The organism is Methanosarcina siciliae T4/M (assembly GCF_000970085.1).
GTDB lineage: Archaea > Halobacteriota > Methanosarcinia > Methanosarcinales > Methanosarcinaceae > Methanosarcina > Methanosarcina siciliae.
Genome location: NZ_CP009506.1, coordinates 322,100 through 334,354 on the forward strand (window position 1 = coordinate 322,100; position 12,255 = coordinate 334,354).

At 47.4% G+C, this 12,255-nt stretch carries 12 protein-coding genes; 2 read left to right on the forward strand and 10 right to left on the reverse strand.

Going from position 1 to position 12,255, the window contains the following annotated elements:
- Positions 1-17: 17 nt before the first annotated feature.
- From MSSIT_RS01490 to MSSIT_RS01530, 9 genes are all read right to left on the reverse strand, one after another.
- Positions 18-809, reverse strand: coding sequence for a beta/alpha barrel domain-containing protein (locus MSSIT_RS01490; RefSeq protein WP_048169414.1), 792 nt, complete (start codon positions 807-809; stop codon positions 18-20).
- A gap of 121 nt (positions 810-930) precedes the next feature.
- Positions 931-1,992 carry an ATP-binding cassette domain-containing protein gene (locus MSSIT_RS01495; RefSeq protein WP_048169417.1) on the reverse strand — a complete coding sequence of 354 codons (1,062 nt, stop codon included), beginning with the start codon at positions 1,990-1,992 and terminating at the stop codon, positions 931-933.
- Positions 1,989-2,849, reverse strand: coding sequence for an ABC transporter permease (locus MSSIT_RS01500; protein ID WP_197080320.1), 861 nt, complete (start codon positions 2,847-2,849; stop codon positions 1,989-1,991). Before MSSIT_RS01500 ends, MSSIT_RS01495 begins: the two co-directional genes overlap by 4 nt.
- Complete coding sequence (gene modA / locus MSSIT_RS01505; protein WP_048169418.1) at positions 2,837-3,652, reverse strand: molybdate ABC transporter substrate-binding protein; 816 nt, start codon at positions 3,650-3,652, stop codon at positions 2,837-2,839. Before modA ends, MSSIT_RS01500 begins: the two co-directional genes overlap by 13 nt.
- Positions 3,653-3,823: 171 nt before the next feature.
- On the reverse strand, positions 3,824-4,465 hold the full coding sequence (locus tag MSSIT_RS01510; RefSeq protein ID WP_048169420.1) for an NAD(P)H-dependent oxidoreductase: 642 nt from the start codon (positions 4,463-4,465) through the stop codon (positions 3,824-3,826).
- Positions 4,466-4,537: 72 nt separating this feature from the next.
- Complete coding sequence (locus MSSIT_RS01515; RefSeq protein ID WP_048169422.1) at positions 4,538-5,113, reverse strand: flavodoxin family protein; 576 nt, start codon at positions 5,111-5,113, stop codon at positions 4,538-4,540.
- Between the two features lie 41 nt (positions 5,114-5,154).
- Positions 5,155-5,679, reverse strand: a complete 525-nt coding sequence (locus MSSIT_RS01520) for a nitroreductase family protein (RefSeq protein WP_048169424.1) — start codon at positions 5,677-5,679, stop codon at positions 5,155-5,157.
- A gap of 109 nt (positions 5,680-5,788) precedes the next feature.
- Positions 5,789-6,553 carry an epoxyqueuosine reductase gene (locus tag MSSIT_RS01525; RefSeq protein WP_048169426.1) on the reverse strand — a complete coding sequence of 255 codons (765 nt, stop codon included), beginning with the start codon at positions 6,551-6,553 and terminating at the stop codon, positions 5,789-5,791.
- Between the two features lie 276 nt (positions 6,554-6,829).
- A complete protein-coding gene (locus MSSIT_RS01530; protein ID WP_048169427.1) occupies positions 6,830-7,387 on the reverse strand; it encodes a flavodoxin family protein in 558 nt (185 codons plus the stop codon).
- Between the two features lie 143 nt (positions 7,388-7,530).
- Here MSSIT_RS01530 and MSSIT_RS01535 point away from each other — a divergent pair, with 143 nt between their 5' ends.
- Entirely contained in the window at positions 7,531-7,911 is a 381-nt protein-coding gene (locus MSSIT_RS01535) for a winged helix-turn-helix transcriptional regulator (protein WP_048169429.1), read from the forward strand.
- 53 nt (positions 7,912-7,964) lie between these two features.
- Here the strand turns inward: MSSIT_RS01535 and MSSIT_RS01540 are convergent, their stop codons facing one another.
- Positions 7,965-9,365, reverse strand: coding sequence for an MATE family efflux transporter (locus tag MSSIT_RS01540; RefSeq protein WP_048169431.1), 1,401 nt, complete (start codon positions 9,363-9,365; stop codon positions 7,965-7,967).
- A 514-nt stretch (positions 9,366-9,879) separates the two neighbouring features.
- On the opposite strand from MSSIT_RS01540, the gene MSSIT_RS01545 reads away from it, so the two are divergent.
- The gene (locus tag MSSIT_RS01545; RefSeq protein ID WP_048169433.1) at positions 9,880-12,255 is read left to right on the forward strand and encodes an ATP-dependent DNA helicase; all 2,376 of its coding nucleotides are present in this window, start codon (positions 9,880-9,882) and stop codon (positions 12,253-12,255) included.

Consider the following 12,255-nt stretch of genomic DNA (forward strand, 5'->3'; position numbering starts at 1 on the left):
CTGCTTATTCTTTTTTCTTATATTCTGTTGATCTTCGTTGTAAAGTCAAGGGGTTTTGCGTAATATGGAGCGCTTATGACGATAATATCAACGAAGGGAGCATATTCGGGGATCTTTTTTGCTTCGATTCCTCCGACTGCAAGTTCGAGTTTGGAGTTTAGCTTCTTTAGTTCGGGCCCGAGTTCTTGAAGTTCTTCCGGTGAAAGGTGGTCAAGGAGCATTATATCTGCCATTTCGGCATATTTGAATGCTTCTTCCCTTGTTCGGGGCTCGATTTCTATTTTCTTTACGGCTCTGAGTTTTCCCAACTCTCCTACGGCTTCCAGGTGGTTCTGGCTGAACTGGATGGAATCACTGAGGGAATTTCGGTGGATATCACCTCCTCCTGCCCGGACGGCTTTCATCTCAAATATCCGGAACCCCGGGTGGGTTTTTCGGCTTGTTGCAATAATCAGGTCCGGGTTTGCCTTTCTTCCTTCACTTACCATGGAAGCTGTTTTTGTGGCAATCGCGCACGTGATGGTAAGGAAGGTCTGGGTGACTCTCCAGAACCTGAACAGGAGTTTGAGGTCTCCTTCTGCTTCGAAAATTTCATCTCCGGGCTTGAAAGTCTCTCCGTCTCCGAGGTAATTCGGGGTTTTCAAGCTTTTTCTTTCGTAATACTCCGCCAGCTCCCCTGCACAGGCACAGGTTCCGTTTTCTCTTGATAATATCCTCATTTTTCCCCTGCCTTCAAGCTTGAGCAGTTCCGCACTTTCATCCTGGTAGGGGCAGTCCTCATAAAAATAAAGGTCTAAAAGGTCCATCATGCTTTGCCTCAACAATTTTTGTTTTACGTTTTTCTTTATTACCGATCCGTGTTAACTTTGTTTCCGGTTCTGTTAGCCTTTTCCCGGTTTATGTTCATTTAATTCCTTATCGGTGTTCACCTTATCTTATTATCCGGGCATTCGAAGCTTTGAACACAGCATACATTTCCCTGCCCGGTTCGAGCCCGAGCATTTCACATGATGTCGGCGTAACCACGGCTTTAATTTCTGCATTCCCCAGCTTCACCTCGACTACGACAAGGTGTTCCTTTTTGAAAATTCCCGAAACTCTTCCTTTCAGGTTGTTTCGGGCCGAACTTTCCACAGTTCCTCCGGCGAGGATGATTTCTTCCGGGCGGATGGAGACCGTGACATCTTCTCCGGGCTCGGCGGGGTCTGCGGAATAGATCTCCATGCCTTCGGCGTCAATAACTGTGATTTTTCCTTCGAGAGCCTTTACCGTCCCTTTCAGCACGTTGGTGCCCAGAAACTCGGCCACGAAATCCGGAGAAGGCCGCCTGAAGACTGATTCGGGGTCTCCTGTCTGCATAACTTCCCCTTTTCTTATGACAACCACCCGGTTTGCCAGGGCCCAGACGTCTTCGAAATCATGGGTCACGTGCAGAATGGTGGTGCTGTACTCCGCAATTGCTTTTTTCAGCATTTCCCTGAGCTTTTCCCTTGTTCTTGCATCAAGGGCACTGAAAGGCTCGTCCAGAAGGAGCAGCTTTGGCCTGATAACCAGGCTTCTTGCAAGGGATGCCCTTTGCTTTTCTCCTCCACTCAGGGTATCCGGTTTCCTGTGAAGAAGTTCTCTTATCCCGAGGACCCCGGCAATCTGTGTTACCTCGAGTTCGATCTGCTTTTTGTCCTTCAGCTTTTTCTTAAGGGCGTATGCGATATTTTCAAAAATATCCATATGGGGGAAAAGCATGTTGTCCTGGTACACTATGCTGATCTGCCTTTTGTCGGGGGGAAAGAAGGTTATGTCCCTGCCTTCAAGGAAAACGTTTCCTTGCCTGGGCCCGTAAAATCCTATTATGGTTTCAAGCAGGAGAGATTTCCCGCTGCCCGAGGGCCCGATCAGGGCTACATAGTCTCCTTTTTCGGCTTTCAGGTCTATGCCTTTGAGTTCAAAGCTCCCCATGTCAAGGCAGATGTCCCTGACTTCCAGGAAATTCACAGCTTTCCTCCTTCAAACCTTTCAAAGCTGAGGATTGCAAGAAAAGCAATCCCCATAAGCAAAATCCCGCTTGTCACTGCCATTTCCAGGTTTCCGTAGGAGATGTTCAGGTAGAGGGTCACGGGCAGGACTTCGGTGTGCATGTAAGAACCTCCTGCAAGCACGAGCACGGCCCCGAAAGCCCCAATGCAACGGGCAAAGGTAATTACGCTTGAAGCAAAGAGCCCGCTTCTGGCCATGGGCAGGGTTACGTGCCTGAATGTCTCGAATTCCCCGTACCCGAAGCTCCTTGAAACCTGCTCGTACCGCGGGTTGATGTCTTCGAAGGTGGAGTAGATAACCCTTACAGCATAAGGAAAGGCGACAAAAAACTGGGCGACCACTATCCCGAGCTTTGTGAAAGTCACCTTTATCCCTGCTGCCTCAAGGTAAGGCCCGAGAAAACCGTGCCCGAAAAGGAGCAGAAGGGCAAGCCCCATGACCAGTTCGGGAAACGCCATCGGAAGCCCGAGTACCGCCTTTATGAGGCTTTTTCCCGGAAATGAAAAGCGGGAAAGGGCATAGGCTGTCGGGATCGAACAGCACATGACCGAAAAGGTCGAAGCAAATGAAGTCAGCATGGAAAGCTTCATGGAGTAGAACATTTCTTCCGAAAGCAGGGCTGAGAGGATTTCCGAGGGCGTTAGGACAAAAAGCAGGACTCCTACGGATAAAAAAAGAAGTAAAGTGAAGAAGAAGGCGATGCCTATGGTGAGTTTCCTGAACCAGGATTGGTTCATTCCCTGGGGTTTTAAGGGGTCTGAAAATTTCAAAATATCCAGAGACTTTAAGACGTCCGGGGATTTTAAGGCTCGCATGGCTCAAAGCCCCATTTTTCCCAGACCTCTTTTGCTTCTTCGCCTGCAATGTAAGTGTTGAATGCTTCTGCCAGTTCGGTGTCTTCTGAATAAACTGAAACCGCTGTGGGGATGGTCTTTATTTTATTCTGTTCTTCAGGGATAGGGATTGTTTCGAGTTTTCCGCTGGCTTCACTCCAGCTTGCCATATCCTCCCAGATGATTGTCGCGTCCGCTTCTCCGGATACAGTGTAAATGAGAAGCTGGTTTACGGTTGCAGTTTTGACAATTGTGTTATTCTCAACTTCAGGAAGGATGCCTTCCTTTGTAAATATTGCTTCCGAGACTCTGCCTATAGCAGGGCCTTTAGGGTCTCCGAGAGCCAGTTTTACTCCGGGTTTTCCCAGGTCATCGAGTGTGCTGATGTTTGCCGGGTTTTCCTCGGGAACTGCAATTACCGGAATGTGGAGGGTCAGGTTGGTTACGCTTTCATTGAAAACATAATTCTTCTCCATAGCCTGTCCTGTGTAGTAGAAATCCCCGGGAATGAAAACATCACATTCCTTTGATGTCAGGATTCCGAAGAGTTCGGCACTTCCTCCGTATCGGACTTCAATCTCCGCTCCGGTCTCGTTCTCAAAATTTGCAATCAATTCGTTCATGGGTTTTATCAGCCCGGCACCGGAGCAAACCGTAATCTGCTGCCCGGAAAACTCTTTTTCCTGGGTTTCCGAAACCGTAGATGTTCCTTTATCAGCACAGCCGGAGCCAGAAAGGGTAATTGCCAGCATCATGATAATTAAGAATGCGCAGACTTTTTTCATTTAAAAACCTCTTCAGATGGAAGTTTAATGTTATGTCTGATCTCGCACAACGGTTAATAAACCTTTTTATAAAAAACCCTCTCATAAATATAATTAAAAAGTAGTTGATGGTTCGTGCCGTCTCCACTTACTGATATTTCAAAAAAGTAAAAAAAGCGTTTTCTTCCCTATTTATAGTTCTGAGATTCTCTTTCTGTATTTACCGAGTTTCTCTGCCCCTCTTTCCTTTGAAAGGCTGCTCACCTCGTAGATAATATGGGACGGCAGTACCTTCATCCCCATATACTCAAAAACGCAGTGGGTAACCGATTCAAGGTGCCTGTTCAGGTCTCCGTGCTCCCCTCCTTCGGAATACCATTCCTCCGAAGCCCCTGTGGTGGTGGTGATCATTGCAGTTTTTCCTTTCAGGAGCCCGGTCTCGTAGGCGCTGTTTATGAGAGGATTGAAGCCAAAGCCCGGAGCAAGAACTCTGTCTATCCAGCCTTTAAGGATCGCAGGCATGGATGTGAAGTAAATCGGGAACTGAAAGATGAGGAGGTCGGCCCATTTTACTTTCTCCATCTCAGCCAGTATATCGGGAGCAAAAGCTCCTGTTTTTGAGGCTTGAATCGCCTCGAGGAAAGGCTTGAAAACATCCGGCTTTTTCCGATCCGTGAAGTCCTCCCCGGTAAGTACGGGATTGAAGTTCATTGCGTAAAGGTCTGACAGTTTTACTTCGTGGCCTTTTTCCTTCAGGGCAGCAAGAGCTGTTTCTTTCAGGGCAGCGTTAAAGGATTTCGGTTCCTGGTGTGCGTAAACGTACAAAACTTTCATTTTATTCCCCCTTATTCTAACTATGGAATTCGTTTCCCGGAATAAAAAAGTAAGGCTCCCTCTTTCGTAGAGTTATGCGTTTACTTTCTTCAGTAGCCACGCCATGTTCCGGCCCAGCACCTGCATGGTCCGGACACCCTCTTCATCTTTTTCGACATCCCCCTCAGCAAGTCCTATCCCAATGTTCCAGTAACTGGCTCCCGGGATTATCATCTGGGAAATCGTGAAGAAATGGTTGATGGAATCAAAAACATGGATCGCCCCGGCTCTCCTTACCGCAACAACGGCCGCACCCACTTTATACCTGAACATTTCGTTATTGGCTTTGGCGACAAAGCCTGCCCTGTCTATAAGGGCTTTAAGTTCAGGGGTCAGGTCTGAGAAATATGTGGGCGAAGCAAGGATTATGCCGTCGGCTTCAAGCATTTTTTCAATACATTCATTGACAATGTCTTTGTCAATTACACACATTTTGTCTTTGTTTTCATAGCATTTTGCACAGGCTGTACAGCCGTGGACGCTTTTTCCCCCGATCTGCACCATTTCGGTTTCGATTCCTTCCTTTTCAAGCTCGGCAAGGACGTGTTTTATGAGAGTGACTGTATTGCCTTCCTTTCGCGGGCTCCCGTTAAATGCAACGACTTTCATTATTTATCTCTCCCCTTTCATTATTTATCTCTCCCTATTCCTCATTCTCTTTTCTGGCCGTACCTGTTGTGGTAAACTTTCTCTTCCCTGTACCTGTCCCGAGGTCCGGGTTTCTCGGCAGGATAGCCGACAGGTACAAGCCCCAGGGGAAATACATGGTCCGGCAGTCCGAAAGTTTTCCTGAAACCTTTAACCCTATCTGTCATGGGGAAAATCCCTGTCCAGACCGCTCCGAGCCCTGCATCATGAGCTGCAAGCAGGAGGTTCTGAATGGCTGCCGAGCAGTCCTGAGCCCAGTACCCTGGAGCTTTTTCCCGGGTCGTATCTCCGCAGACCAGGATTGCAAGAGTGGCTTTCCTGCACATGCCGGCATAGGGGCTGAATGTGGGAATCTCGTCGAGGATTTTCCGGTCATCAATTACAATGAAAACCCAGGGCTGGGCATTAACTGCGGACGGAGCACTCATTGCGGCTCTCAACAGTTCGGTTACAAGCTCCTTCGGAACTGGCCTGTCAGTGTATTTTCGGATACTTCTGCGAGTGTGGATTGCTTCAAGAGTTTCCATGTTCAGACTCCTCCTGTTCATTCCTGAAAGACCCGGGTGAGAAAATACCTCTGCAGTTCTCTCTCACCCCCTGTTTTACTGTCTTTACCTGTTTATTGAATTCAGGTAATTACGGATTTTTTCCGCCATAAGACCTGACATGCTTCCAGGCTTTATGGTGGTTGGCAAAACGGTCCTTATCTACATATATTGCATCGTTGTCCCTTTTATATAGCACTCGATCGTTTCCTACAGGACATACCTTGATACATATTCCGCACGGTGAAATGTAACGTTTGTTTAACTCGGCACTATAAGAAGAACAGGCTTTCCTGTCGGTTAGTCCGTCGGGGTAATCTTCCTCGTTCAGAGCATTTGCCGGGCACATCTTTACACAACGCATACAGCGGGTGCAAAGCTGAGTCTCCAGCATCGGATCTTGAGGAAGTTCGGCGGTGGACAGAATTGAACCGAAGCGGACCCTGGGGCCATATTCCGGTGTAAGGATCGTATTATTTACCCCAAAGGTTCCATGGCCGGCGAGCAAAGCAGCATGCCTGTGAGAAAAGAATGCAATCGGGGTTTCCAGAAGTACCTGAACGTTCCCATACCCGTCTCTCGGTACGAAAATAGACGGGTATCCTTTCTCGGTCAGGAAATTGGCAAGTCGATATGTGTATTGATCCAGTAAGGTATTTACGGTATTGTACAGTTCACGGTAATATATCGAGGGGGATGCCTCAAGCACCGGCAGAGGAATCGGCAACCCGATAACTATCACTGATTTTGCTTCCGGATATATGGATTGAGGATAGAATTCTTCAGGCATCCACGGCAAAAAAGGAGGGTTATTCCACCTCTCAATACCGGCAACCCCGACCATGGGTATATCCATACTTTCACATTTCTGGAGGAGGGCTTTTTTCAGATCTTCAGTCGTGGTCCATCCCTTCTTTATAATTCCTTATTGCCACAGGGGGCCGTTTTTTTACTACTTTTTTCTACTATTTCTTCTACTATTTTTTCTACGAATTCGAATATTTAGCCTATCAATATGTCCGGGAATCAATAAGTATAGATTTGCGGCATTAGAATGAGAGCGCGAACATGTCCCGTTTTTTATCGCGGGGTGTGCCAGCGCATCTTTGATTTTTTTTTCTTTAGCTTCTGCTTATTTTAACAGGTTTAAACCTGCGGTTTTTGCTTTTTCCATAAGTTCTGCATCGTTCTTTACTTCTCCGGGGGCGTGGTATCCGATTCCTACTATCGTATCCTTTACTTCCATGCCCATGAAGTTTGAGATCTGCCCCGCAAACTCCTCAAAGACCCCTTTGAAAGCTGCAGCTTCAGGGGCTCCCTGGGCTCCTATGATTACGGCCTTTTTTCCGGCCGGGACGCGGGAGGAGAAGTCTGCGTTTATGAGAGAGTAGCAGCGGTCAAGGAAAAGCCGCATCTGGCCTGTAAACTGGCCGAAGTAAATAGGGGATCCAAAGACAACTCCGTCAGCTGCTAACAGTTCATCGAAAAGCTCCACAAGGTCGTCTTCAAGCTTGCATTTGTCATTGGCTTTGCAGTAGTTACAGCCCTGGCAGCCTTTGTAGTCCATCTCGTTGAGGAAGAAGTTCCGGGTTTCAGCCCCTGCTTCGGCCGCGCCGTCGAGGACCTGCTGGACCAGCGTATTTGTGTTTCCGTTCTTTCGGGGACTTCCAACAATACCTATGACTTTCATTTTGTTCACACCTTTCAACTGATTTAATATTCTTTTTGCATTACGTAATCTACGCTTGCTGCTATTTTATTTGCGACTACTATACTTATATACCATACATACAATCCGGATACTTAGTAACAAAAAGGATAGAATGAGGTTTTATGGTTAGTGAGAGGAACAACAAAAAACATTATCAATGCCCCGTGGAAGCTACCCTTGATGTCATAGGGGGCAAATGGAAACCCCTTATCCTCTGGCAGTTGAGAGCAGAGAAACTGCGTTTTTCAGGACTGCGGCAGAATATGCAGGGTATTTCTCCCAAAATGCTTACAAAACAGCTTCGGGAACTTGAAGCCGACGGGCTTGTTTTCAGGGAGGTCTATCCCGAGATCCCGCCCCGGGTTGAATACTCTCTTACCGAATTTGGGAAAACCGTAATTCCGGTCCTTGAAGCGCTCTGTGAATGGGGAAACGGCTACCTCGGCAGGGAATGCATTCTTGGTAAAAATGAGGGAGTAAAAACCTCTGAGAGGCTTTCATAGTAACTGTTTTTTATCAGCAGGTAATTTAAAAAAAGGGAAATTCCGAAAGCAGGTTAATTCCCTGCGAGCGGGTCGTTTCTCAGAGGGTCGTTTCTCATATTTTCTCCTTTCTCAGCAAGCAGTTTGAACTCCCGGATAACCATGATCAGGGTTACCGCAAAAGCCAGGGTATCTGCAAGAGGGAAAGCTGCCCAGACCCCGGATAGGTCCAGATATTTCGGGAGTATGAGCACGAGGGGGATCAGGAAAAGCACCTGTCTGCACATGGATAAAAACAGTGAGGGTCTCGCTTTTCCGAGAGCCTGGTAAAGAGCTCCTCCGACGACCTGAAAGCCTACCAGGGGAGTTGCCAGCACTACAATTCTTACGGCGTTTTTTCCTTCGACTATCAGCTGGTGGTCTCCGCTGAAAATTCCGAAAAGCTGCTCCGGGAACAGGTAGAGTACCAGGAAACCTGCAATGGACATGCCTGTGGTGATAATGATAGCAAGCTTTACCGACTCTTTGACACGCTCAAAGTTTCTGGCTCCGTAGTTGAAACCTACAATCGGCTGGAGGCCCTGGATAATTCCGAACATGGGCATAAAGGTAAACATCATGAGCCTGTTAATGATCCCGAAAACGGCAATGGCTATGTCTCCTCCGTAGAAGACGAGGAGGTTGTTCAGGATTATTACCATGAAGCTGCTTGATACATTGCGTGCAAAGGGAGACGCTCCTATTGCCAGGACTTCTTTTATGATTTTGCTTTCCGGCTTGAGGTCAGCAGGATGAAACCTGAGTATACTTTTCCCGCTCAGGAAGTACCGGGCAATGTAAAGTACTCCTATTCCCTGGGCCAGGACCGTTGCGACGGCAGCTCCCCTGATTCCCATCCCGAAACCAAAAATAAAGATGGGGTCGAGTATTATGTTCAGGCCTCCTGCCATCATCATGGAGTTCATGGCGACCTTTGCATTCCCCTCGGAACGGGCAACGGAATTTGTCACCATTGCAAGGGAAAAAAGTACTGTACCCCAAAGGATTACTTCCAGATATTCGAGGGAGTAGGGAAGAATAGTGTCCGTAGCTCCGAATAGTTTCAGGAGGGGAACTATGAAATAAATCCCGGCTCCCGTAATCAGGAGGCTTGAAAGAATGGACAGGAATATCAGGTTTGAAAAGGTTTTATTGGCTTTTTTCATATCCCTTTCTCCCATGCGGCGGGAGATTATGGATGAACCTCCTATCCCTATAGCAAGGCTTACAGCCATCCCTACCATCTGGATTGGGAAAGCTACGGCAATTCCGCCGATAGCCTGGATACTGTCTACCCCATAGGCATGACCTACAAATATCGTATCTACGAGGTTATAAAAAGCCTGCACCAGCATTCCTACCATTGCTGGCACTGAAAGTCTAAGGAGAAGTTTACTTATTTTCTCGTTTGCAAGCATCTGACTTCTTTCGTCCACCTGAAAATTCCTCTAACTTTTTCATATATTCTTCTTTTATATTGGGTTATGAATACTCTCAAAATCACCTATATAATATAAGGTTTATCTAGGGATGTATTGGCGACAGGTCGGTATCCAGGGAAAACCGGGATTAAAACTTCAGAAGAATCTCCGAAAAATACATTCGGCTGCCAATACAATGAGAAACCCTTCCCCAAACAGGTATAAATAATACCACTTTACAGGTAGGAATATACAACTCAACAAGTACATAAGCCTTCCACTCGTACGCCTGCATAAGTTGAGGCTCCTACATTTATCTGGATGAAAAAAGTATGGGGCTCTGAACTTTGCAATATTCCTTTTGTTTGATTTGTACAGGCTTGAATTTATGTGGGTATAAGGGCTAAAGAAAGTAAGGGTTAAAAAAGTAAGGGCTAAAGAAGGGACAAAAAAGATTTAAGGGAGCCTGATGAAGGGCTCAGGATCTGGAAATTTTTAAATCTCAGAGACAAAAAACAGGGTTAAGCGCATGGAACAGAAGAACGGATACATGAGGTACTTTACAAAAAAAAGCTGCTACCCTAACCAGGCAGAAGCCATGGAGAAGATTCACTCTGCTCTCCTGAATCAGAAAATCGTACTTTTTGAAGGGGCTTGCGGGACAGGCAAGACCCTGAGCTCCCTTGCTCCTGCCCTTCATGTGGGCAGGAAGCTCAACAAGGCCGTAATCATAGTCACGAATGTCCACCAGCAGATGGTCCAGTTCATCCACGAAGCCAGGGACATCAACAGGGACAACAGCATAAAAACAACTGTTTTCAAGGGCAAGACCTCTATGTGTCCCGATAACCTCGACTACGAGGAGTGCAGGCTGAAAGGGGAAAACACCTATGATCTGCTTGAGTTTGAGCGTGAGATCTCTTCAAAGGAAAAAGATCTCAAGGACGCCTACGAAAAATACAAACGGACAAAAGACCCTGCCCTTTACGCCCTCAGGACCGAGCTTGAAAAAGAACTCGAAGAAGCCCGAAAAAAGGCCCGGTCTCTGAGGGGTCACTCCTGCTCAAAGCTTTATGAGGTTCTCAGGTTCGAAGGAAACGAGTTTTCTTCCTGGCTCTTTTCGGACGTAAGAAGCCCCGAGGAGATTATGGAATATGCGGAGGATAGAGGTATGTGCGGGTACGAGCTGCTCAAAAAGGAACTAAAAAATACGGAGCTTCTTATCTGCAATTTCCATCACGTACTCAATGCTGACATCTTCATGACTCTCCTTAAATGGCTTGAGCGAGACCCTGAAGATATTATTCTGATCTTTGACGAGGCCCACAACATCGAGGCTTCTGCCAGGTCTCATTCCTCCATAACGCTCTCCGAGCTGACCATTGAAAAAGCCCTTTCCGAGGTAGGGGAAATTCCCGAACCTGACAACTCTCCGGTATTCGGAGCAGGTACAGGTGCGCCCGGGACAGGCTCCGGACAGGGGCTCGGGATTCCTCTTGACCAGGACTATGCCTCCCGTCTTTATGCAAAAAGGCTCTTTTCCTGCCTTCTCGCCGCAGTCAGGGAGACCTACAACTCAAAGCTGAAATTCGGGGAGAGAAACAGGCTTGGGAAACACTGGCAGGACATCCAGATCAGCGACCCTTATGAGCGCCTTGACGTCCTGAAAGCTCGTTTTTTGCGGGATGCAAAGAAAGAAGGGTTTGCAGACGAAGAAAAAGTGCTGACCCGGCTGCGAGAAATCGGGGAATTCGGAGCCCGGCTGGAAGATGTCTATGCCGAAAATTACAAAAAAGGACTGCTTCCCGTGCCCAAACGTTCCCAGATACGGTATGTTGCTGATTTCCTTTCTTCCTATCTTGTGCTTTCGGACAGGCAGAACTATTATCCGATCCTGAACATGCGCAGGGACTTCAAAAGCAACAGGGCAGTCGGAAGGCTTGAACTTTTCACCTGTATTCCCAAAAATGTGACCCAGCCTTTGCTTGATTCCGTCTATTCGGCTGTGCTTATGTCAGCTACTCTCCGGCCTTTCGAGATGATCAAATCCACGCTGGGCATTACCCGGGAAGTAGAAGAAATTACCTACGGGACTACTTTTCCACAGGAAAAAAGGCTGACTCTTGTGGTTTCGGTCCCTCCCCTCTTCGCAAAAAACAGGGACAGCCCCGAAACCCTGGAAAGTTTGAAAGAAGCGCTTCTTTCTGCTACGGCTGCATCGCTGGGAAATGTGATCATTTATTTCCAGAGTTCTGCGGAAGCCCACCGCTATAAAAAACTCCTTGAACCAGAGCTTTCAGTCCCTGTTTTCCTTGACGAGGTCGGAGTCTCAGCCCAGGAAATCAGGCAGAAGTTTTTCAAAATAGGGGAGCAGGGAGGAAAAGCCGTACTCATAACCTATCTCTGGGGAACCCTGAGTGAAGGTGTTGATTTCCGGGACTCTCGCGGCAGGACCGTGATTGTTGTGGGGGTTGGATACCCGGCTCTGAACGATAGAATAAAAGCTGTGGAGTCAGCTTATGATGCTGTTTTTGGCTGTGGGGACGGCTGGGAGTTTGCAGTCCAGGTGCCAACTATAAGGAAGGTCAGGCAGGCAATGGGAAGAATCGTCCGCTCCCCTGGAGATTTCGGGGTAAGGATTCTCCTTGATGCCCGCTACCAGGGTTCTCAGATTCGTAAGCTGGGTAAGTTTTCGGTTTTTGGATATTTCCCTCCCGAGGAAAGTAAGGAGTTTCTGGATGTAGCTCCAAGGGACGTCGGAAGTCTTGTAGAAGATTTTTTTGCAAATCTAGTTCCTTGCAAATCAGAAAAAAAGGAAAAAGGAACAAAAAGGAATGGAAAAGAGGGGCAAGAGTCTCCGGTTTCAGGTAGGGTGGAGTTCGGAAGTCTTGCAGAAAAGCTCTAA

Excerpts from the sequence above, each read along its gene's own strand:
- MSSIT_RS01510 (WP_048169420.1), bottom strand. The coding sequence starts at position 4,465 with ATGAAAGTTTTGTACGTTTACGCACACCAGGAACCGAAATCCTTTAAC.
- MSSIT_RS01520 (WP_048169424.1), bottom strand. The coding sequence starts at position 5,679 with ATGGAAACTCTTGAAGCAATCCACACTCGCAGAAGTATCCGAAAATAC.
- MSSIT_RS01545 (WP_048169433.1), top strand. The coding sequence starts at position 9,880 with ATGGAACAGAAGAACGGATACATGAGGTACTTTACAAAAAAAAGCTGC.
- MSSIT_RS01500 (WP_197080320.1), bottom strand. The coding sequence starts at position 2,849 with ATGCGAGCCTTAAAATCCCCGGACGTCTTAAAGTCTCTGGATATTTTG.
- MSSIT_RS01535 (WP_048169429.1), top strand. The coding sequence starts at position 7,531 with ATGGTTAGTGAGAGGAACAACAAAAAACATTATCAATGCCCCGTGGAA.
- modA (WP_048169418.1), bottom strand. The coding sequence starts at position 3,652 with ATGAAAAAAGTCTGCGCATTCTTAATTATCATGATGCTGGCAATTACC.
- MSSIT_RS01515 (WP_048169422.1), bottom strand. The coding sequence starts at position 5,113 with ATGAAAGTCGTTGCATTTAACGGGAGCCCGCGAAAGGAAGGCAATACA.
- MSSIT_RS01530 (WP_048169427.1), bottom strand. The coding sequence starts at position 7,387 with ATGAAAGTCATAGGTATTGTTGGAAGTCCCCGAAAGAACGGAAACACA.
- MSSIT_RS01525 (WP_048169426.1), bottom strand. The coding sequence starts at position 6,553 with ATGGATATACCCATGGTCGGGGTTGCCGGTATTGAGAGGTGGAATAAC.
- MSSIT_RS01490 (WP_048169414.1), bottom strand. The coding sequence starts at position 809 with ATGATGGACCTTTTAGACCTTTATTTTTATGAGGACTGCCCCTACCAG.